Consider the following 20,189-nt stretch of genomic DNA (forward strand, 5'->3'; position numbering starts at 1 on the left):
TGTTTACGGGCCTGCTCCGGGCAGTAACTTGCGCTGCGGACAGTTATTCTGGCAGGACTGATAGAAGCGCCGCCTATTGTAGCGCGGCGCCACCGCAAGACTGTTCTGCGGAAGCAACAAATTTGGAGTCCACATGAAAACGAGCGGCCTGGGCATAGACAGCAGCAGGATACAAGCGATGATGGAGCAGCTGAAAGCGCATGCGGCCAAGCCGCAGGCCAGCATGCCGGCTATCCAGACCGAGGCGCCGGCCGCCAAGGTGCAATTCTCGGACGCGCTCAAGCACGCGCTGGACGCGGTGTCGGAGAGCCAGACCAAGTCCGAGCAGCTGGGCAAGCGTTTCCAGATGGGGGACGACTCGGTCAGCCTGTCGGACGTGATGGTGTCGATGCAGAAAGCCAGCATCAACTTCCAGGCCACCATCCAGGTGCGCAACAAGCTGGTGTCGGCCTACCACGACATCATGAATATGCAGGTGTAAACGGCAGAGTTCGCAAGGAAGCCCTGCCTATGACGGGACAGCGAATTAGGCTTTGCGGCGGCGCATCCCTGCAAGCACGGCCAGGCCCATGCCCAGCAAGGCCAGCGACGCCGGCTCCGGTACTTGGCCGCTTGGGCCAGCCTGGCGCACTAGCCAGACGCCGCTGCCAGCGCTACCCGAGTAGTTGAAATAGTCGTTTCGCAACGAGCTGCCGTCGATCACGTAGAAACCAACCATGCGATCGGTGCCATTATCATTCAGCAAGGCGCGCGATCCGTATACGCTGGTGCCGTAAGATCCCATGGTGTTACTCAGTAGAGCGGTTAGCGCCTGTGCTTTCTGAATGGCACTGGCATTGGTGCTGACGGTGCCTTGGGCCGTGCTGTACGGCATGCCCGCGTCGCCCATCAATTCATGGACTTGGCTGACCGTGGCCAACTGGAAGCCGCTGAACTGCTGGCCCGCACCGAGTTTGTCCAAGACTTGGGGCAACGTCATCCCGAGCGTCTGGGACAGGTCCAACCACTGCAGGTTGGTGGCGCTGTCGATGGTCAGTAAGTTGTCGCCACTCGTATTCCAAGCGCCAGAGAGCAACGTCGCGTGGGCGGAGCAGGCGGCTATCGCCAAGCTGATTGAGGCGATAAATTTTTTATTGATCATGCTGTCTTATTCAAGTTAAATTATAAAAATATCACTAGGGCAAACGCCGCCCTTGTTTCCTTTGCTACTGCGCTTCCACGGCGAGATTCATGGTGTAGACGATGCTGTGAATGCCGTTGGATACCGCCTCCAGCTCCCAGGCGCCGGGGCTGGGTACGAACAGCGTGGAGCTCCAATGGCCTTGGGCGTCGGCCACTGCGCTGACCGAAAGGAAGGCCGGGGCGCCTTCGGTGCTAACGGTGACCAGCACCGTCGCGCCGGGCGCCGCCGTGCCGCTGACCGGAATCGGCATCGGGCTCCAGAGCGTAGGTACGACGATGGTCGGTACCACGCCGTCGGTGATGGTGGCGGTGACGCTGGCTACCGGCAGGCCCGTGTATTCTGGATCGGTGCTGACGGCGGTGTGCTTGACGATGCCGGTGTGCGGACCTTGGAACACTTCATTGGCTGGCGCCTGTACGCTGACGATTTGCGGCGTGCTCCAGTTGCTTGGAGTGAACGTGAGCTGCGAGCGCGCCACGCTCAATTGCGCATCTGGGGCCACGTTGAGCGTTACATTGGCGGCGGGTTGCTGCAGCAGCACTGCGCTATAGGTCGCGCTGTCGCCGCCCTCGGTCAAGGCGACAGTCGCTGGCGCTACGGCCACCCCTGTACCGATGCCAAAATCGGTTACGCACATCTGGTTGGATGTGCCAATCGCGCCGTTAAAGATGCCGTAGCGTCCGTCGCCGCTGATAACAGGGTAGCTGAAAATGTTGATTGCGAAGCCCGGCGCGGCATATCCGCGCTTTGCTGTTCGGCTGAGGCGGTCGTAGCGGTACAGGGTCTCAGATGAGTAAATTGATGGGATGACGCCGAGGAACGTTACAAAGCGGCCATCGCTACTGATACTCGTTCCGGTGACACCAGAGTCTCCGCTGTAAGAAGCGCTGAGGCGTTCGGTAGTGCCCGCGACGCGGTCACGTACGAAAATGTCACGATTGGTGCCGGTATCTCCTGGCACCAGATTAGACGACGTGGAGACGAAACTGATGGCTTTGCCATTCGCGCTCATCGAGAATGACTGTGTCCCATCCCGTTGGTTTTCCCGTTGACCAGCGCTGTTAACATTGAGCAGCTCCGTGGCGCCGGTAACTCGATCATGCAGCAGTAGATTTACAGGTCCGGGGCTGGGAACCGCTACTCGGCCCATATATCCTACGTAGCGACCATCGTCGCTGATATACAAGGCGACGAAAGGCGCAGTGAGCGCATGAGTAGTGTCAACTGCCTGCGTAGTGTTCTGAACAGTATCGTACACATAGATAATTGATGTTGTGCTGCCAAATGCGGTTAGAGCGCGATAGACGACATAGTGGCCGTCTGAACTGATTCCAAGCGAGCGATAAGGGTTGCCGATCGGATTGCCTTTATATATTGGTTTGGTGATGTTATTGATGCGGTCATAGAGAAAGATACCACCCTCAGTTCCCGTCAATCCCATATCGTGTGCCAGCGAGCGGAACACGACATAGTGTCCATCGGCGCTAACCACGGGCGAACTGGTGTTGCCGCCAGTTGACGGCAACCCGGCCGAAGTTAGGTCGGCCTGTACGTTGGTGCCGCTGACGCGGTCGTAAACAAATGCATTACCCTGTTGCGTATAGGTAAAGTTTATGTACGCTACATAGCGGCCGTCGCCGCTGAGAGTTGGAAGTGAGGTAGCGCCGCCGCCCGGTTTATGATTGATTTCGCCAAGGGCATAAGTTGTTGCTGCGGGACTAGCCAAGACCGCCGGTGCTGTTAGTCCCAACAAGAGAGCGGTGGCAAACCACCTAGTTAAGAAAAAGAGAGTTATTGTTGATCGGGCCATGCGGACACTCCTGATAAAAGACTCATGGAAACTATTATTCCCAAGTGGATACTTTATACAGGAGTGAAACGGGCAAAAGATACGCGGATTGTCACCGCAGGCGAATTAACCCAATCCGGCGATGCGGGCGTTGCGCTCGCGTTCCAGCTTGGTGATGTAGCGCTGCACGGAATTGAGCGCGCCGCGCGCCATGTCGGCGAACTGGCAGCCGAGGCGGCGGTTGGATTTGTTGTTGAGCAGCGTCAGGTCGATGGAGTTGCGGATCTGCAGGCTGGTGACGACGGTGCCCACTTCGGGCAGTTCGATGCGGCAATCGAGGTAGTTCTTGCCGATGCTGTCGCCCAAAATTAATTTGTTGTCCAAGATGGCAATGCCGCCGCAGCTGATGTCGGCCAGCGGGAAACTGGTGCTGCCACCGCCCATTTCGGCCGGCAGCGGTATCACCACGCGCACCGGGTTGCTGACCGGCGTGCTCATGCGGTAGTACTCGCGCCGCTGCAGGCGGATCAGCGTCGGCGGCAAGGCGATCTTCATCGCCGGCGTACCCTGGAACGTGCATTTCTCCACCCGCTCGCTGGCGAACAGGATGCGGATCTTGTCCAGCGTGGTTTCATACGACAGCCCCTTGGCGCCCAGGATGCGCTGGTTCTGCTCGGGATTGATGGAGCAGTCCAGAATGACGGCGTTGTTGTCGGCGTCCACCTCCAGGATGGAGGTCACGCACACGTCCGATTCGCCGTGCACCAGCATGCGGATCAGCTGGTTTTTTTCCCCGATGCTGCGCAGCAGCGCAATGATCTCCCTGCGCGATTCGACCTCGAAGTCATGCCAGTTTTCCAGGTCCGCGTCTTGTCTGTTTGATTGCATTATTCTTGTGGATCTCTAAGTGGAGAGCTGGTATCCGGGGCCGGGGGCGGGGGCTGGCCGGATTTTTGCGCTGATTCAATATGATATAGCCACGCTAATAGTTCCGCAATTGTCCGGTATAAAGCGGGCGGAATTTGTCTATCCAGATCAACATCCATGAGCAAAGAGACAAGTTCTTTGGACTCGTGGATGTGCACGCCGTGCTCGGCGGCCACGTGGATGATTTGTTCGGCGATCAGGCCGCGTCCCTTCGCTACCACTTTCGGTGCCGGCGAGCCGTCGCTATAGGTGAGGGCGACCGCGCTCTGGAACGGGCGCCGGGGCGGGGCTTCATTCGGCATCGCCGCCTCCGAGCATGGCGGCCACGGAGGGCACCGCAAGGTCCGACGCCGCACCGGCGGCACCGTCCTGGCTGATGGTCAGCGAGGCCAGTGGCGAACCGGCCGCTTCCAATGCCAGCTGCAACTGGCTGGACCAGGCGCGCAGGGTGTCCGCGCTGTCGCCATCGCCGGTCTGCACCTGGATGTGGACCTGCTCGCCCACCAGCGTCACTGTTGCCGCGATCTTGCCCAGCAGCGGCAGGCGGAAGCGCACGCCGCTGCGCCACACCTGCTCCGGTTCGGCACCGTCTTCCTGGCCATGCTGGCTGCCCTCGCGCTGGTCGCGCTGCACTTCCCATTGCATGGGCTGACCTGGCCAGGCCTGGCCGTTCCATTGGACACGCTGCTGTTCGTGCGCGTGCAGTTGCTGGTTGATCATTTGCGCCGCGCTCAGGTCCGGGCTGGCGAGGGCGGCGCGGGCCAGGGTTTCGCTGGTTTGCGCACCACCTTGTTGCGCCTGCGCGCGCTGGTTCTGCGGCTCGCGCATCAACTCCTGCAGCGGGCGCTTGCCTTCGGCCCATTCGGCCACGTGCGATTCGTAGAACAGGCCGCTTTCACCGAGGGCGTTCTTCAGGCTGTGGGCGAGCTGGTCGGCGTCCGGCACGCCGGCCGACACGAGCGGCGTCTTGCCGTTGATGGTGGCGGGCACGCCGGGGGCGCTGTAGGCGCCTGCCAGGGCGCTGGCGATCGTGCGGGCGGCTTGGCTCAAGGCGGCGGTGGGCGTGTCGCGGCCCAATCCGGGGAGCTGGTCGGCCGGTGTCAGCGGCGCGCGGCCGAGCAGGGCGGCGGCCAGGCTTTGCGGACGCGCCTGGCCTGCCGCGCTTGTGGCGCCTTGCGCGCCGGCGTTACCGGCGGCGCCGGGTTGGCCGGCAGTGGTGACCGCCTCAGCGCCAGCCGTGGTGCCGGCTGCAGCTGCGGCGGCTTGGGCTGCGGTGCGGAGATTCGCTTGGGCGCTGACATTGCCAGCCTGCGCGGACAGACCTGCGTGTGCCTGTGCCGCAGCGGCGCTGGCCGTGTTTGCCGCATTGGCCGCATTCGCCGTACCGGCCGCGCCCGCCGTGGATGTTTTTGCGGAGTTTGCACCGCCTGCGGCGTTGCCGGCGCTGCCATCCGCGTCGGCGGCGCCAGAACCCGCTGCTGTGCCGGGCGCGCCCGCTTGGCCGGGGACGCCCCCAGCGGCGCCGGGCAGGGCAGCAGAGCCCGGTTGTCCTGCTGTGCCGGCCTGGCCAGCCGCCGCGCCGGGCTGGCCGCTGGCGGTGGGCGCGCCTTGGCCGGCGGCTTGCCCTGCCTGGCCGGGCAAGCCTGTGTTTCGGCCGGGCAAACCGGTCGTGTCTTGGGAAGGAAGCCGGGGCTGGGCGCCTGGAGCGTCCGGCGTGTCGCCGGGCGGCAGGCCGGCTTCGGTATAGAGCTGGGCGGTTTGCGTGCCTTGCGCGCCCATGCCGACCTGGAAGGTGGGGCGGGGCGTGGTGGCGATCAGGGTCAGCGGCACTTCGGCGCCGACTTGGGCGCCGCCGGGCAACATCATGCGGGCCGAATTGCCGGCCACGCGCACCAGATAGCTGCCGTCATCGTACTTCGACAGCACCTCGCCCTTCATGGTCTGGCCGACCATGCCGCTCAGGGAGCGCTGGAACGCGGCTTGCCGCGCGTCGCTGACGGGAATGGCCGCCGGCGCCGGGGAGATGGGCCGGGAGGCGCCAACTGTGCCGCTCGGCGCCAGCTTGACGCCGGCGGCGTCCAGACGCGGCGGCAGCATGATGGTGACCTATTCCGGCTTAAACGCCGCCGTACGCGTTGACCAGCCGCCGTTCGGTGCCGGTGCTGTTGATCAGGGCCGACAGCTGCGCCATCCAGGGCATGGTCAGGTCGCGGATCTGGCGGTCGGCGGTCAGCATTTTGCGGATCAGTTCGACCTTGCGTTCGCGCTGCTCGCCCTGCATAGGCTGCGGGTCTTCCTGCCCCTGCAAGGTGCGCACATGCATGGCGCAGCGTTGCTCCAGTTCCACCATCTCGTCCCATTCGCCACGGCTGGCGTGGCCCAGCATCTGTTCGGTCAGCTCGGCCATGTCGGCGTACACGTTTAACACTTCTTGATTCGTCATCATGGATCAGGCGCTCGCGTATTTGTTGTTGAGGGCGGCGGTGGCGGGCGCTTTCACTGCCGGGGTGTCGCCGATCTGGTTCCAGGCGTCGCGCAGTTCCGTCAACAGGCGCTGCACTTCTTCCAGCATGGCCGGATCGTTCTTCAGGTTGGCCGTCAGCAACCGGCCGCTCATGTATTCGTACAGCGCGTCCAGGCCCTCGGCGATCTCGCCGCCCACTTTCTTGTCGAGCGCGGCGCGCAGGCCGCTGTCGATGATCATGATGGCCTTGGAAATGGCTTTGCCTTTTTCGCCGATGTTGCCGGCGCGCATATTCGTCAGCGCGTTGCTGATCGACACCAGCGCGCCGTCAAACAGCATGACGATCAGTTTGTGCGGGCTGGCCGCGACGACACCGGTCTCCATGCCCACTTTTGCATAGGCATTCACGCCAGTTTGCCTTGATCCGAACATACTTGTCTCCCTTGTGTAGCTTATGCGTTCAATTTCGCGAACTGCTGCGTCAGGAACGCGGCGGTCGTGCTCATGCTGGACAGTGCCGTGTCCAGCGCGGTGTATTGCTTGCGGTAGCGTGCTTCGATGTCGACCAGCTTCAGGTTGAAGGCGTCTTTTTGCTTGGCGATGTCCTTGACACTCTGGTTTAACCCTTTGGTGCGGCCGGTGAGCACGCCGTCCGCACCCAGGAAACTCTTGGCCAGGTTTTCCATCTGGTAGGCGTAGCCCTGCGAGAAGCCCAGCGTGCCGCGGCTGCCAATGGTGTCGCCCTTGATCTCCAGCTTCAAGCCTTCGACCGGCGCGCCGGGGCCGCCGGTCAGCACTTGACCGTCACCGGTGGCCGAGTAGCCGCCTATGGTGCCGGCTACGTTCACGCCCTCGACCGGAGTGGCAGCGCCGAACAGGTCGCTCACGGCGGTGCCGGTGTCGCTGGTCAGCGTGACGTTCGAGGTCGAACCGTACTTGGTTGAATTGAGCTTCAACGTGCCATCGTCGTTCAGCGTCACCGATACGGTCGAGCCTTTTTCGGTGAAATTGCTGGCGCCGTTGATCGACGCTTGCAGCAAGGTCGCCAGCGCGTCAGGCGAATAGCTGCCCGCCGTCAGTTTGACCGAAGCGGTGTTGCTACTGTTGGTCGGCACCGTGTCGTTCAGCTTGACGGTCCAGACGGTGTCTGCCGCGATGGTGGTCGTGGCAGGCGGCGGCGCAAGGCTGGTCAGCGTGCCTTGGGTTGCCAGTGCGGTGATGTCGACCACGTATTCGCCGGCCATGGTCTTGGCGGTTGAACTGGTGAAGCTGACGTCGGCGTCGGAACTGCGGCCGACCGCCGCGAACAGGCCGCCGATGTCGGCGAAATTGGTGTTCATGGCTTTTTGCAGCTTGCTCGAATCCAGCGTCAGCGTGCCGTCTTTCTGGAACGCGATGCCGACCTGGGACAGCGAGGTCAGCTTGCTGCCTTGCAGCCCGGTGATGCTGCCGGTCAGCTGGCGCCGCAATGCTGCTTGTAAATTCTGTATGGTCGAGTCGCCCAGCAGGTCGCCGCCCTTCTTGGTTTCCGCGTCGTAGCCGCTAACTGACTTGATTTGTGTGCTCAGGTCGTTATACGCTTTGACGAAGCCCTGGATCGAGCTGGTGATGTTGGCGGTGTCCTTGGACACGGTCAGGCTGGCACTGCCGACCTTGTTGGCGCTTAGGGTCACGCCCTCGACGGCGCCGGTGATGCCTGTGCTGCTGCTGGTGACGGCGATGCCGTTGACGACGGCCAGCGTGTCCTGGGCTGCGGTCTTCTGGCTCAGGTTCTGCACGCCGCCCGGGTCGTAGCCCAGCAGGGCGACGATGGCCGGGTCGGCCGGGTCGGCGCCGTCGCCGCTGACGTTGATGCGCATGTTCGAGTTGGCGCCGGTGGCGCTCGAGGTCAGCACCAGGTGGTTCGGGGTGTCGGCGCTGCCGTCCGAGACGATGCTGGCGGTGACGCCGAAATTGGCCTTGTTGATGGCGTCGCGGATGCCTTGCAGCGTGTTGTTAGTGCTGTCGATAACAATGTTGCCGCTGCTGCGGGTGCCGTCCTGGGTGAAGGTGGCGGCCTGGTAGGTGCCGCCTATGCCCGCCGTCAGGCCGGCCGCAGTCGGGTTGCTGCCGCCGACGTTGATCTGGGTGCCGCTGGCCGACACCAGCGAAATCGCGCTGGCGGTGGTGGCGTTGTAGCCGGTGTTGGCGGTGCCGCTGTTGCCGATGCCGCCGGTCACAGCGCCGGTCACGTTTTCGGCGATGGTGATGTTGGAACCATCAGCGTTGGTGAAACGCAAGTCGCCGGCGGCGGCGGTGCCGCTGATGGTGATGTTGGAGTTGGCCAGTGCCTGCGTCACGCTGTTGCTGCCGCCCAATACCGCGTCCAGCGCAGCGGCATCGACCGCGCCCGCTGCGCCGGGCGCCAGGCCGGTGATCTGGCTGGCGATTTCCACACCGCCCACGTTCAGGCTGTAGGTGCCCCCGCCTGAGGTGTCGATGGCGCCGTAGCTGCTGGCGCCGGCAGCGCCGAACAGGGTGGCGCTGGTGACGGTGGGTTCCGCCTTGGCCGAGACGCCGGTGGTGGTGCTTTTGGCGTTGATCGCGTCGGCCAGCAGCTTGGCGCTGCGGGTGCTGCCGTCGGTGGCGATGGCCGTGCCGTTGATGCTCAAGCCGCCAGGGGTGATGCCGCCGGTGACCACGGTGTTGGCCAGGGTGCTGCCGGTCAGGCCGAAGCTGCCGCCTGCCACGGTGCCGAGCTGGATGTTGATGGTGGTCTTGGCGCCCAGGCCGATGGCCGATTTGGTGGTCTTGTAGCCGGCCGTGGCCAGGGTCTGCGCCTGCGCCAGTTGGCTGATGTCGACCTTGTACGTTCCTGGCTGGGCCTTGCTGGTGGCCGTGCCGCTCAAGATGCTGCTGTCGCTGGAGTTGCTGCTCAGCGCCTGGAAGGTCGACAGCGACGTCAGGCTGGAGAGCGAAGACTGGAAGCTGCCCAGCGCACCGGAAACCGTGCCGAAGGCGGTCACTTTCGCCAGGTAGCTGGCGGACTTCTTGTCCATCGTGGCCGCAGGCGCCGCCTCGACCGACATCAGCTTGCTGATGATGGCGTTGACGTCCAGATTGGATCCGATGCCGGGTGAAGAAAGGCCCACGTTGTGCTCCTGGTGAAAACGATAGATTAAGTCATTATCGGCATAATCAAAGAGGACTTGAGAAGGGGAATTACCAGCCAGTTCACGATTCGCTAAAAAAAGTGGCAGCGCCAGAGGGGGATGCGCTGAAAACGGACCGAAAAATGGCGCAAAAACAGGCAGAGGTCGCCACCATGATGCCATGGCGGGAAAAAAAACGGCGCGCAGAGCGCGCGCCGGGTCAGGCCGTCTGCTTGATCAGCAGCCCCTTGGTGGTGTCGAGCGCCTTGGCAATTTCCAGCGCCTCCTGCGAGGGCATCTGGCGCAGCACTTCCTTGGTGGTCTGGTCGATCACCTTGACGATGGTGCGCTTGCTGTCATTGTCGACCGAAAATTCCAGGCCCTGCGACTTGGTCTGGGAAGAATTGTTCAGGTCGGAGACGGCCTGCTTGACCTGGTCCAGTGTTGGGGGCGGGGCAGCGGCGCGTACTGCGGCCGCCGTCTCCAATTCCGTGGCGGGGGGGCGGCCGGCGCCTTGCGGCGCGGCGTTGTCAGTCGCAGCGACCGGCCGGTCCACATTGCGCGCCGGGCTGGCCGAGCTGATGGATTCGATAGTCATGATTGCTTCCTTTATGCAAAATCCCCGGCTGCACGAGTCAGCCGGGGAACCTGGTTTCAATGATGGCTGGCCATCACATCATCAAGTTGTCGCGAGCGATTAGCCGCGCAGCAGGGACAGCACGCCGTTAGGCAGCGAGTTGGCCTGCGCCAAGATGGCGGTACCGGCTTGTTGCAGGATCTGGCCGCGGGTCAGTTGCGCCGTTTCCGCTGCGAAGTCGGTGTCCTGGATGCGGCTACGGGAAGCCGACAGGTTTTCCGTGGTCGTTTGCAGGTTCGAGATGGTCGAAGCGAAACGGTTCTGGATCGCACCCAGTGCTGCGCGGTTGCTGTTGATCGAGTTCAGAGCCGCGTCGATCGTCAGCAAGGCGTCGTTCGAACCTTGCACGGTGCTCACGTCCAGGCTGGACACCGACTGCAGATCGCTGCCGACGTTGGTGCCGCCGGTGATGGTGTCGTTGGTGCTGGCGATCGAGAAGCCGGTATCGGACGAAAACTCGACACGGCCGCCCACCACGCCGAAGTTGCCGGCCGCAAGTACTGCGACGGTCGCTGCTGGTGCGCCGGCTACATCGGCACCACGCAGTTCGGCGGCACCCAAGGCGACGTCACCGGTCTGGGCCGCCAACTGGATGTCGTTGCCGGCCGCGTCGGTCAGTTGCAATTCCTTGGCGCCCGACGAGTCCAGCGTCACGGATGCGGTAATGTTGGTGGTGTTGCTTTGCGCATTCACGGCCTGGGCCAAGGCCGACAGGTCGCCGCCCACCACCTTGGCCGAAATGGTCACGGCCTTGGAGTTCGCGTCGTTGGCGACCGAGTTGGCACCGCGCAGCTGGAAGTTCACCGCGCCGTCGGCGATCTTGGCAATGGTGGCCACGGTCTTGGCTTGGGCCGACACGCCCGAGGTCTGGGTAGTGGCGTTAACTTTGTCGGCAACGGCCTTGGCCGAATCGGCGGTTTTCACAAACACGTCGGTGGTGAGGCCCGCGCCCGAGCTGATGGTCAGAGTGTCATCGGCGGTCAGCAGATTAGCCTGGTCGGTGGTCAAGTCGCCAGCGCCAGCCGCAGCTTGCGACAGCGAGGTGGCAGTATCGGTCGGCTTGATCGTGTTGTTGCCGATGTCGGTCGCTTTCGCGCTCTGCACACCGATGTTGATGGTCTGGTTCGAGTTCGCACCGACCTGGAACTGGGTGCTGGTCAGCGAGCCGTCCAGAACGTTCTGGCCGTTGAACTGGGTGCTGGTGGCAACGCGGTCGAGTTCTTTCGACAGGGCGCCCACCTCGTTCTGGATCGATTTGCGGTCCGATGCCGAGTTCGAGCCGTTGGCCGACTGGACTGCCAGTTCGCGGATACGCTGCAGCAGATCGCCTGCGGTGCTCAAGCCACCTTCAGCCGTTTGCGCCAGGGAGATACCGTCGTTGGCGTTGCGTGCTGCCTGGTTATTGCCGCGAACTTGCGAGGTGAAGCGTTCCGAAATTGCCAGACCTGCCGCGTCGTCTTTCGCGCTGTTGATGCGCAGACCGGACGACAGACGTTGCAGCGAGGTGCCCAGGGCGGCTTGCGACGTATTCAGGTTGCGTTGCGAGTTCAGCGAGGCAATGTTGGTGTTGATGGTTTGGGCCATGATGTTTCTCCGAGACTGGTACTGCTTGTTGGGCTACTTGCTCATTTCACTTTGGCCCGCCCCGCTGTTCCGAGACGATCAAGCCGCTGTTGTATTCAGTAACGGTTGCCCCATGGGAAAAGTTTAGGGAGGAAACAGGCCTAATTTTTTTCGATTCACCCTCAAATTCATCTGCTGCTACACGCTTAAGCGGCGCAATCGGGCTGAACTTTAGGGTGAAAATAATTTTATTTTCGTGCTTCAGCAATGAAAAAAAAGGCCCGCACAGAGGCGGGCCTGGGGTAAAACGGGCGAAAATTGCTCAATCTGCAACGACGACCCGGTTCTTTCCGGTCTGCTTGGCCTGGTACATGGCCTTGTCTGCGCGCTTGACCAGCTCGGTCTGGTCCTCGTTCGGGCGGCGCAGCGCCACGCCGGCCGAGAAAGTGATCAGCACCTTCTCGTTGTCGTGCATGAAGAAGTGCCGGGTCAGTTCGCGCTGCAAGCGCGTCATGGTCTGCGAGGCGGCCTCGATGGTGGTCTCGGGCAGCAGGATCAGGAATTCCTCGCCGCCGAAGCGGGCGATCACGTCCATCGAGCGCAAGGTGTCCTTGACGATCTTGACCAGGTGCTTGAGCGCGGCGTCGCCGGCGATGTGGCCGTAGGTGTCGTTCAGGCGCTTGAAATCGTCCAGGTCCAGGATGGCGATGCACAGCGGCGTGCCGCGCCGGTCGGCGCGCGCGGTTTCGCGTTCGAACACGTCGTCCAGGCCGCGGCGGTTCAGGCTGCCGGTCAGCTGGTCTTCGCGCACCAGCTCGCTCATATGCTGCAGCTTGGCCTCCAGCTGGTGGATGCGGGCCTCGGCGTCCTGCACTTCCTGGCGCGCCATCACCATATTGTCGCGCGCCTTCAGCGCCTCGGTCTGGACGATGCGGGTTTCCTTGAGCACCTCGTCCAGGATCTGGTTCAGCTCGGTGATGTTCTCGGCCTTGCTGATCTTGTCCGAATAGCCGCCTATCTTCTCGTGGAAGTCGCCGGTGGAGGCGGCCACCTGGCCCAGGCGGTCGATAAAGGTCATCATCATGTTCTTGACGGTGAGCTTGACGTCCGACAGGCTGTGCTTGAGCTGGCTTTGCTTGTAGATCACGTCCTTCAGGCTGCGGGTGGCGTCTTCCAGCGCGCGCTGGTCGAGCGGACCGGCGATCAGGTTCTGCACCGCGTCGATCTGGCCGCGCAGCCAGGAATCGTCGTCGAGCAGTTCGCTGACGTTCTCCAGCAGCAGGCGGAACAGGCGCAGCAGCAGTTCCTGCTGCTCGGCCGTGTCGCCGCTCTTGAGTTCAATCTGGTAGCACAGCTGCTTCAGGCGCAGCGCGATCTCCGACAGCGCCGCCTCGGTGTGCGCCTCCTTGGTGGCCGCGCCCAGCGCCTCGGCCTCGGCCACCAGGGCCGGGGTGCCGCTGAGCAGGGAGGCGACCGCGAAACTCAGGGTGCGGCTCAGCATTTCACGCAGCGCGCGGGTGTGTTCGCCGTCCGGGATGTCGGCCACGTCGATGCCGCGCCTGGCGCCGGCCGGGCGTTCGGCCAGCTGCACCAGGGTGCGGGCATAGCCTTCCCAGTCGCGCGCCTTGACGGCGCGGCTCAGGCGGCGGCCGTAGTCGGCCAAGTCGCCGGGCTGGTCGCCCAGGCGGCTGGCGAACTGGTAGAGCATCAGTTCCGGGCCCGGATCCTGCGGCGCGGCGGTGCCGGCCAGCACCGGCGGCGTAGGAACCCCGGCGATCTCGTTATAGATGTCGCGGTAAGCCTCGGGCGTCGGCGCGATGCGCCGGGTCGCCAGGCGGCGGAATGCTTCGCGTGCGATGTCGGCCGGATTCTGTTCCATCGCGGCGGGAGGGGAAGATTTGCTGGACATGTGACGCACGGCCTCTTGTAGGTTTACTGACTGGCTTCATGATAGTGCACGCCAGAGTCCGTTTATTCCTCGATAAGCGGGCAGAACAGCACTTACTTTCAAGCATGAAATAATATTGAACCGGCAACGCCGGCCGCCTGTCATGCGGGCCGCTACTCGATCAGCTGGTTCTTGATCGCGTAGTGGGTCAGTTCCGCGCTGTTCTTCAGTTTCATCTTCACCAGCAGGCGCGCGCGGTATTCGCTCACCGTCTTGACCGACAGCGACAGCTCCTTGGCGATGGCACCCACCGTCTTGCCGGAGGCGATCATGGTCAGGGTCTGGTATTCGCGGTCGGACAGCGTTTCGTGCGGTGGCGCCTCGTGGTCCTCGCCGAGGTGGTTGGCCAGTTCCTGGGCCAATGCCGGACTCACGTATTTTAACCCGCCGGCGACCTGGCGGATCGCCGTCACCAGTTCTTTCGGCGCGCTCTGCTTGGTGAGGTAGCCGGCCGCGCCGGCCTTCAGCGAGCGGATCGCGTACTGGTCCTCGCGGTGCATGGACAGCATCAGCACCGCCAGCTCCGGTTTTTCCTTCTTGATCTGTTTCAGCACCTCGATGCCGCTGCGGTCGGGCATGGAAATGTCGAGCAGCACCACGTGGCAGCCGGATTTGCGGAACAGCTTGATCGCGTCGAAGCCGTTTTCCGCCTCGCCGGCCACGATGATGTCCTTGGTGTCGGCCAGGATCTGCTTCAAGCCTTCGCGCACGATGGCGTGGTCGTCGGCGATGAACACTTTGATGGTTGCTTTGTCTGTCATGGGGATACTGTTGCTATCAAGAACCTATTGTAGCGCCGCCGGCCGCCGCAGGCGAGGGCGGGCCGGCGGTTTCGTGCTTATTTTCGCGCTTGAGCTTGATGGCTACCACAGTGCCGCCGCCGGGCGCGTGGCTCAGCGTCAAGGTCCCGCCCAAGGCGCGGGCGCGCTCGGCCATGCCGCGCAGGCCGAAGGACTGCGGCTTGGCGCGGTCGGCCTGGGCGATGCCGCGCCCGTTGTCGATGATTTTCAGGCTGATGTAGTGGCGCGTGCGGTGCAGCTGCAGGTTCACGCGGCTGGCGTGCGCGTGCTTGGCGATATTGGTCAGCGCCTCCTGCACGATGCGGAACAGGGCGCTGGCCCGGTTCGGCTCGAGTTCGATCTCGCGCGGCGCGCAGTCGAAGCCGATCTCGATGCCGGCCTGGGTGCCGAACTCCTTGACCTGCCATTCCAGCGCCGCCACCAGGCCGAAGTCCAGGATGGACGGGCGCAGGTCGAGCGAAATGCGGTGCACCGCGTCGATGGTGCGGTCCACCAGCGCGTCGACATAGGCGGCCTTGTCCTGCAGCGCCGGGTCCGATGGCGGCAGCCGGCTGCTCAGCATGGCCAGCGCCATCTTGATGGCGGTCAGGTTGCCGCCCAGGTCGTCGTGGATCTCGCGCGCGATGCGGGTGCGCTCCTGCTCCTTGACCGTCTCCATGTGGGCGGTCAGCTCGGCCAGGCGGGCGCGGCTCTGGCGCACCTCCAGCTGCTCCAGCTTGCTCTCCGTGATGTTGGTCATGATGCCTTCCCACTGCACCGTTTCCGAGCCGGGCTGGATGTGCGGCGTGCAGCGCAGGTTGATCCACTTCACGTCCTTCCAGGCGTCGACCCAGATCCTGCCCTCCCAGTTCCAGCTCCACAGCGACGCGGCCGAGGCCAGCATCGCGTCCAGGTAGGATTTGCGGTCCTCTTCCAGGATCAGCTCGAAGAAGCGCTCGGGATGCGCGTACAGCTCGGCGGCCGGCATGCCCAGCAGGGCCTGGCAACCGTCGCTCAGGTAGGTGAAGGCCACCGCGCCGTCGCCGTAGCGGACGAACTGGTAGACCAGGCCGGGCGTATTGCGCACGATGGCGTCGAAGCGGGCTTGCGCCTGCTGCAGCGCGGCGGCGATGGCGGGCTGGGCTGCTTGGCCGGCGCCGCCGCCGGGGGCTGGGCCGGGTTCGCCGGCCTGCGGGGCTGGCGCACCGTGGGCGGTGCGCTGCCCGGGCGGCACGCCGCTCATGGCTCGCGGCGGCGCGCGCGCCACTGGCTGATGTAGCGGCGCAGCACGCGCAACAGGCGGTTGCCGTTGCGCGCGTGGGGTGCGGGATGCAGGCGCAGCCACAAGCTTTGGCGCCAGGCGCGCGCGGCGGCAGCCAGCGCCGACACCTCGCGCCAGGCGCGGGTGGCGCGCAGGCGCGCTATCCAGCGGTCCTTCAGCGCCAGGAAACGTTCCAGGCACCAGGCGAACCAGCGCAGGCGCAGCAGCGCGGGCAGGGTCAGCGCGTAGATGCGCGCCACGGCCGCCGCGCCGGCGATTTTGGCCAGCAAGATGGTGCACACGCCGGTGAACGCGTGGCCCCTGGCAATGGCCAGCAGCGCCAGTATCTTCACGGGGAAGAGCAGCAGTCCCGGCAGCAGGAACAGGCACAGCGCCGCCACCGGGCCGAGCGAGGCGATCCAGCGCGCCAGGCGCGGCAGCGGCAGCACGCGCGCGAGGGCGGCCATCAGGCGCGCGCCCAGGTCCCACAGCCATTCTTCCAGCAACAGGATGATGGCCGCCAGATAAACGAGGGGGGCCAGCAAACGGCGTCTGAGTGTGTACAATCGCTTCATGGAGGCATGATACGTGAAAGTTGTGGAAAGTTATGAGTAAAGCATTCACCAAAGAATCCGACAACGACGATGACGACGAGGCCGCCGCGCTGGCGCTGGCGATCCCGCCCGGCTCGAAAAACTACATCACGCCGGCCGGCTACCAGCGCATCAAGGACGAGCTGCTGCAGCTGATCGACGTCGACCGGCCCGAAGTGGTGCGCATCGTGCACTGGGCCGCTTCCAACGGCGACCGCTCGGAGAACGGCGACTACATCTACGGCAAGAAGCGGCTGCGCGAGATCGACCGCCGCATCCGCTTCCTGACCAAGCGCATGGATTTGGCCGAGGTGGTCAGTCCCAGCGTCCATCATGGCAGCGACCAGATCTTTTTCGGCGCCACCGTGACCTACAGCAACGCCCACGGCGAGGAACGCACGGTCACCATCGTCGGTATAGATGAGCTCGATCCGCTGAAAGGCAAGATCAGCTGGATCTCGCCGGTGGCCCGCACGCTGACCAAGGCGCGCGAGGGCGACACCGTCACCCTCCACACGCCGAACGGCGTGGAGGAACTGGACATCCTGGAGGTGAGCTATCCCGCACCCGCCCAAGAATAGGCTGCGCCGCATGCTGGCGGCGGCATTGGGCACGCTGGTGCTGCCGGCCCCGCTTGTGCTGGCGCGGGCGCCCGACGTCTACACGATAGACCACAATTTCAGCCGTGCCGACCTGCGCGACCGCTACACCTACCATGTGCTGACCGCGGCGCTGGACGCGTCCAGCGCGCAGTACGGGCCGTATCAATTGCGCACTTCGCCGCTGGCCATGGAACGCGACCGCCTGATGCAGGAAATGGTGCAGGGCAAGCTGGTCAACCTCGCCGCGCAGATCACCTCGCCCGAATGGGAGCAAAAGCTGCTGCCGATCCGCATACCGGTCGACAAGGGCTTGTCGGGCTACCGCATTTCGCTGATCGACAGCCGCCGCCAGTCGTTTTTCAGCGCGCTGCAGACGCTGGAGCAGCTCAAGCGGATACCGATCGGGGCGGGGCGGCAATGGAGTTCGACGGCAGTGTTTCAGGACACCGGTTTCGCCGTGGCGCTGGGCAATTCGACGTCCGGCCTGCACAGCATGCTGGCAGCCGACCGCTTCCAGCATTTCCCGCGCGGAATAGATGAGGCGGTGTATGAACAGGCCGTGTACGCGCAGGCCTTCCCTGAACTGGCGGTGGAGCGCAGTTTTGTCATCTATATGCCTCTGCCGCGCTATTTCTTTGTCACGCCGGGCCAGCCGCGCCTGGCCGAGCGGCTCGAGGCGGGCATGCGCGCGCTGGTCGCCGATGGCAGCTTCGACCGCATCTTCCACGAGTTTTACGACGAGCTGATCGAGAAGGTGGGCTTGCGCAAGCGCCGCGTGTTCAAGCTGGAGAACCGCTGGCTGTCGCCGCAAACGCCGCTGGCCAACAAGGCTTACTGGTACGAGCCGCTTGAGCACAAGTAGGCACAAGCAAGCACAAGGGCAGGTACAAGGGCAGGTACAAGGGTAGGTACAAGGGTAGGTGCAAGAGTACGCACAGGATAGTCACAGCTAAGCGCGGGCCGCCGCCGCAAGCGGAGGCGGCCCCGGCGGCGCTTAGCTGCGTTCGCGCAGGATGCGGTTGACGCCGGTCACGCGGCGCACGTTGCGCAGCAGGCCGGCCAGGTGCACGCGGTCCTTCACCTGGATGGTGAAGCGCAGCTGGTGCAGCACGTGTTCCTTGTCCTCGTCCATGCCGACGAAGGTGATGTTGCCGTCCGATTCGCCGATTTCCGCCGCCACCCGCGCCAAGATGCCCTTTTCATTGTTGATCAGGAGCTTGATGCGGCTGTCGAAGCGGCGGTTGATGTCGCTGCCCCATTTGACGGCGATCCAGCGGTCCGGTTCCTTCTGGCGCTGGCGCTTGGCCACCGAGCAGTCCAGCGTGTGCACTTGCAGCCCCTGGTCGCGCCGCAGCTGGCCGATGATCTGGTCGCCCGGGATCGGCAGGCAGCATTGCGCCAGCTGCACCGACACGCCCTCGCTGCCGCAGATGGTGACCGGGTCGAGTTCGCCCGCGCTGTTGTGGTCGATCGGCACGGAGGCCGATTCGCCGCCCAGCAGGCCGAAGATGTGGCGCGCCACCAGCGCCGCCATGCGCTTGCCGATGCCGATGTCGGCGTACAGCTCGTCCATGGATTTGGCGCTCGATTCGTTCAGCAGGCGCTCGGCCAGCGCGTCCGGCAGGTCCGGCTCGATGCTCACGGCCGCCAGCGCCTGCGCCAGCAACTGCCGGCCCAGCGCGATCGATTCCGGCAGGTTGATGGTGCGCAGGTGGTGGCGGATGGCCGAACGGGCCTTGCCGGTGCGCACGAAGGACAGCCAGCTCGGGCTGGGGCGCGAGGTCGGGTCGGTCACGATTTCGACGATGTCGCCATTGCGCAGTTCGCTGCGCAAGGTGGCCGGTTCGCTGTTGATCGTCACCGACACGGTATGGTCGCCAATGCCGGTGTGGATGGCGTAGGCGAAGTCGATCGGCGTGGCGCCGCGCGGCAGCGCGATGATCTTCGACTTCGGCGTGAACACGTAGACCGAGTCGGGGAACAGGTCGACCTTGACGTGTTCCAGGAACTCGGCCGAGTCGCCGGTCTGCTGCTGGATGTCGAGCAGCGACTGCAGCCAGGCGTGGGTGCGCTGCTGCATGTCGGACAGGTTGATGTCGCCGGTCTTGTACAGCCAGTGCGCGGCCACGCCGGATTCGGCGGTGCGGTGCATCTCCTGGGTGCGGATCTGGAATTCGACCGGCGTGCCGTAGGGGCCGATCAGCGTGGTGTGCAGCGACTGGTAGCCGTTCAGCTTGCGGATCGCGATGTAGTCCTTGAACTTGCCCGGCATCGGCTTGTACAGCGAGTGCAGCGTACCGAGCGCCACGTAGCAGTTGGGGAAGCTGTCGACCACCACGCGGAAGCCGTACACGTCCAGCACCTGCGAGAACGACAGGTGCTTGCTGCGCATCTTCTTGTAGATGCCGTACAGGGTCTTTTCGCGGCCGTAGACTTCCGCTTCGATGTCCGCCATCGCCAGGGTGTTCTTGACGGACTCGAGGATCTTCTTGACCACCTCGCGGCGGTTGCCGCGCGCCGCCTTCACGGCCTTCTGCAGCACGTGGTAGCGCAGCGGGTACAGGTGCGAGAACGACAGTTCCTGCAGTTCGCGGTAGATGTTGTTCAGGCCCAGGCGGTGCGCGATCGGCACGTACACTTCCATGGTCTCGCTGGCGATGCGGCGCTTCTTGGCCGGCGCCATCACGTCCAGCGTGCGCATATTGTGCAGGCGGTCGGCCAGCTTGATCAGGATTACGCGCACGTCCGAGGCCATGGCCAGCAGCATCTTGCGGAAGTTTTCCGCCTGCGCCTCGATCTGGCTCTGGAACTCGATCTTCTCCAGCTTGGACAGACCGTCCACCAGGTGCGCCACCGGCGCGCCGAAGCGTTCGATCAGCTCGTCCTTCTTGACGTCCTGGTCCTCCATCACGTCGTGCAGCAGCGCGGCCATGATGGCTTGCGCGTCCAGCTTCCAGTCGGCGCAGATTTCGGCCACGGCGATCGGATGGGAGATGTAGGGTTCGCCCGATTTGCGGACCTGGCCCAGGTGCATCTCGTCCGAGAAACGATAGGCGTCCTTGACCTTTTTCAGGTCGGACGCCGTCATGTAGTCGGACAGCTTTTCGGTCAGGTGGGTGACGGACGCGACGCCCGCGGTCAAGGTGGGGGTGGCGAGTGGCGAAGAGGTCACAGGTGGTGGAGCAGAGGGTGCAGAAGCGGGAACGCCCGGCGCAGATTTGGCCGGGCGCTTGGCCCGACTGGCGGGCTTGCCTGTAACATTGTCAGTCAGGTCCATACATGTCCAGTGTCGGTGTGTGGGTGTAACCTCGA

The 20,189-nt window shown here is 64.0% G+C and carries 18 protein-coding genes; 3 read left to right on the forward strand and 15 right to left on the reverse strand.

The features are described 5' to 3' along the window. Positions 1–133 precede the first annotated feature (133 nt). A complete protein-coding gene (gene fliE / locus ACSQ8Y_RS00935) occupies positions 134–481 on the forward strand; it encodes a flagellar hook-basal body complex protein FliE (protein WP_436264597.1) in 348 nt (115 codons plus the stop codon). Positions 482–526: 45 nt separating this feature from the next. Here fliE and ACSQ8Y_RS00940 read toward each other — a convergent pair whose 3' ends face one another. From ACSQ8Y_RS00940 to ACSQ8Y_RS01005, 14 genes are all read right to left on the reverse strand, one after another. Next, complete coding sequence (locus ACSQ8Y_RS00940; RefSeq protein ID WP_436264598.1) at positions 527–1,141, reverse strand: PEP-CTERM sorting domain-containing protein; 615 nt, start codon at positions 1,139–1,141, stop codon at positions 527–529. Between the two features lie 64 nt (positions 1,142–1,205). Next, a complete protein-coding gene (locus ACSQ8Y_RS00945; RefSeq protein ID WP_436264599.1) occupies positions 1,206–2,993 on the reverse strand; it encodes a hypothetical protein in 1,788 nt (595 codons plus the stop codon). Between the two features lie 105 nt (positions 2,994–3,098). Then, positions 3,099–3,860, reverse strand: coding sequence for a flagellar brake protein (locus ACSQ8Y_RS00950; protein WP_436264600.1), 762 nt, complete (start codon positions 3,858–3,860; stop codon positions 3,099–3,101). Continuing rightward, positions 3,860–4,201 carry an EscU/YscU/HrcU family type III secretion system export apparatus switch protein gene (locus tag ACSQ8Y_RS00955; protein ID WP_436264601.1) on the reverse strand — a complete coding sequence of 114 codons (342 nt, stop codon included), beginning with the start codon at positions 4,199–4,201 and terminating at the stop codon, positions 3,860–3,862. The genes ACSQ8Y_RS00950 and ACSQ8Y_RS00955 overlap by 1 nt, the downstream gene beginning before the upstream one ends. Then, positions 4,191–5,996, reverse strand: a complete 1,806-nt coding sequence (fliK, locus tag ACSQ8Y_RS00960; RefSeq protein WP_436264602.1) for a flagellar hook-length control protein FliK — start codon at positions 5,994–5,996, stop codon at positions 4,191–4,193. The genes ACSQ8Y_RS00955 and fliK overlap by 11 nt, the downstream gene beginning before the upstream one ends. Positions 5,997–6,015: 19 nt before the next feature. Further along, positions 6,016–6,345 carry a flagellar protein FliT gene (locus ACSQ8Y_RS00965; protein WP_436264603.1) on the reverse strand — a complete coding sequence of 110 codons (330 nt, stop codon included), beginning with the start codon at positions 6,343–6,345 and terminating at the stop codon, positions 6,016–6,018. A 3-nt stretch (positions 6,346–6,348) separates the two neighbouring features. Then, positions 6,349–6,795, reverse strand: coding sequence for a flagellar export chaperone FliS (gene fliS / locus ACSQ8Y_RS00970; protein WP_436264604.1), 447 nt, complete (start codon positions 6,793–6,795; stop codon positions 6,349–6,351). A gap of 20 nt (positions 6,796–6,815) precedes the next feature. Further along, positions 6,816–9,494: a flagellar filament capping protein FliD gene (fliD, locus tag ACSQ8Y_RS00975; protein WP_436264605.1), complete on the reverse strand. Its 2,679-nt coding sequence runs from the start codon at positions 9,492–9,494 to the stop codon at positions 6,816–6,818. A 220-nt stretch (positions 9,495–9,714) separates the two neighbouring features. Further along, positions 9,715–10,092: a flagellar protein FlaG gene (locus ACSQ8Y_RS00980; protein WP_436264606.1), complete on the reverse strand. Its 378-nt coding sequence runs from the start codon at positions 10,090–10,092 to the stop codon at positions 9,715–9,717. A 99-nt stretch (positions 10,093–10,191) separates the two neighbouring features. Continuing rightward, a complete protein-coding gene (locus ACSQ8Y_RS00985; protein ID WP_436264607.1) occupies positions 10,192–11,715 on the reverse strand; it encodes a flagellin in 1,524 nt (507 codons plus the stop codon). A gap of 301 nt (positions 11,716–12,016) precedes the next feature. Continuing rightward, positions 12,017–13,603 carry a GGDEF domain-containing protein gene (locus tag ACSQ8Y_RS00990; protein ID WP_436264608.1) on the reverse strand — a complete coding sequence of 529 codons (1,587 nt, stop codon included), beginning with the start codon at positions 13,601–13,603 and terminating at the stop codon, positions 12,017–12,019. Between the two features lie 152 nt (positions 13,604–13,755). Then, positions 13,756–14,403 (reverse strand): response regulator, encoded by a 648-nt coding sequence (locus ACSQ8Y_RS00995; RefSeq protein ID WP_436264609.1) that lies wholly within the window; start codon positions 14,401–14,403, stop codon positions 13,756–13,758. 16 nt (positions 14,404–14,419) lie between these two features. Continuing rightward, the gene (locus ACSQ8Y_RS01000) at positions 14,420–15,664 is read right to left on the reverse strand and encodes an ATP-binding protein (RefSeq protein ID WP_436264610.1); all 1,245 of its coding nucleotides are present in this window, start codon (positions 15,662–15,664) and stop codon (positions 14,420–14,422) included. Next, positions 15,661–16,257, reverse strand: coding sequence for a hypothetical protein (locus ACSQ8Y_RS01005; RefSeq protein ID WP_436264611.1), 597 nt, complete (start codon positions 16,255–16,257; stop codon positions 15,661–15,663). The genes ACSQ8Y_RS01000 and ACSQ8Y_RS01005 overlap by 4 nt, the downstream gene beginning before the upstream one ends. A gap of 32 nt (positions 16,258–16,289) precedes the next feature. On the opposite strand from ACSQ8Y_RS01005, the gene greB reads away from it, so the two are divergent. Next, positions 16,290–16,856 carry a transcription elongation factor GreB gene (greB, locus tag ACSQ8Y_RS01010; RefSeq protein ID WP_436264612.1) on the forward strand — a complete coding sequence of 189 codons (567 nt, stop codon included), beginning with the start codon at positions 16,290–16,292 and terminating at the stop codon, positions 16,854–16,856. Positions 16,857–16,866: 10 nt separating this feature from the next. Beyond that, a complete protein-coding gene (locus tag ACSQ8Y_RS01015; protein WP_436264613.1) occupies positions 16,867–17,739 on the forward strand; it encodes a hypothetical protein in 873 nt (290 codons plus the stop codon). 132 nt (positions 17,740–17,871) lie between these two features. Here the strand turns inward: ACSQ8Y_RS01015 and ACSQ8Y_RS01020 are convergent, their stop codons facing one another. Continuing rightward, positions 17,872–20,154 (reverse strand): RelA/SpoT family protein, encoded by a 2,283-nt coding sequence (locus ACSQ8Y_RS01020; RefSeq protein ID WP_436264614.1) that lies wholly within the window; start codon positions 20,152–20,154, stop codon positions 17,872–17,874. Positions 20,155–20,189: the final 35 nt, after the last annotated feature.

Source organism: Pseudoduganella sp. LjRoot289 (genome assembly GCF_964252925.1).
GTDB lineage: Bacteria > Pseudomonadota > Gammaproteobacteria > Burkholderiales > Burkholderiaceae_D > Rugamonas.

Excerpts from the sequence above, each read along its gene's own strand:
- fliE (WP_436264597.1), top strand. The coding sequence starts at position 134 with ATGAAAACGAGCGGCCTGGGCATAGACAGCAGCAGGATACAAGCGATG.
- ACSQ8Y_RS00990 (WP_436264608.1), bottom strand. The coding sequence starts at position 13,603 with ATGTCCAGCAAATCTTCCCCTCCCGCCGCGATGGAACAGAATCCGGCC.
- fliK (WP_436264602.1), bottom strand. The coding sequence starts at position 5,996 with ATGCTGCCGCCGCGTCTGGACGCCGCCGGCGTCAAGCTGGCGCCGAGC.
- ACSQ8Y_RS01000 (WP_436264610.1), bottom strand. The coding sequence starts at position 15,664 with ATGAGCGGCGTGCCGCCCGGGCAGCGCACCGCCCACGGTGCGCCAGCC.
- ACSQ8Y_RS01005 (WP_436264611.1), bottom strand. The coding sequence starts at position 16,257 with ATGAAGCGATTGTACACACTCAGACGCCGTTTGCTGGCCCCCCTCGTT.
- ACSQ8Y_RS00950 (WP_436264600.1), bottom strand. The coding sequence starts at position 3,860 with ATGCAATCAAACAGACAAGACGCGGACCTGGAAAACTGGCATGACTTC.
- ACSQ8Y_RS00985 (WP_436264607.1), bottom strand. The coding sequence starts at position 11,715 with ATGGCCCAAACCATCAACACCAACATTGCCTCGCTGAACTCGCAACGC.
- fliS (WP_436264604.1), bottom strand. The coding sequence starts at position 6,795 with ATGTTCGGATCAAGGCAAACTGGCGTGAATGCCTATGCAAAAGTGGGC.
- ACSQ8Y_RS00965 (WP_436264603.1), bottom strand. The coding sequence starts at position 6,345 with ATGATGACGAATCAAGAAGTGTTAAACGTGTACGCCGACATGGCCGAG.
- ACSQ8Y_RS01015 (WP_436264613.1), top strand. The coding sequence starts at position 16,867 with ATGCTGGCGGCGGCATTGGGCACGCTGGTGCTGCCGGCCCCGCTTGTG.
- ACSQ8Y_RS00940 (WP_436264598.1), bottom strand. The coding sequence starts at position 1,141 with ATGATCAATAAAAAATTTATCGCCTCAATCAGCTTGGCGATAGCCGCC.
- greB (WP_436264612.1), top strand. The coding sequence starts at position 16,290 with ATGAGTAAAGCATTCACCAAAGAATCCGACAACGACGATGACGACGAG.
- ACSQ8Y_RS00980 (WP_436264606.1), bottom strand. The coding sequence starts at position 10,092 with ATGACTATCGAATCCATCAGCTCGGCCAGCCCGGCGCGCAATGTGGAC.
- ACSQ8Y_RS00945 (WP_436264599.1), bottom strand. The coding sequence starts at position 2,993 with ATGGCCCGATCAACAATAACTCTCTTTTTCTTAACTAGGTGGTTTGCC.
- ACSQ8Y_RS00955 (WP_436264601.1), bottom strand. The coding sequence starts at position 4,201 with ATGCCGAATGAAGCCCCGCCCCGGCGCCCGTTCCAGAGCGCGGTCGCC.
- ACSQ8Y_RS00995 (WP_436264609.1), bottom strand. The coding sequence starts at position 14,403 with ATGACAGACAAAGCAACCATCAAAGTGTTCATCGCCGACGACCACGCC.
- ACSQ8Y_RS01020 (WP_436264614.1), bottom strand. The coding sequence starts at position 20,154 with ATGGACCTGACTGACAATGTTACAGGCAAGCCCGCCAGTCGGGCCAAG.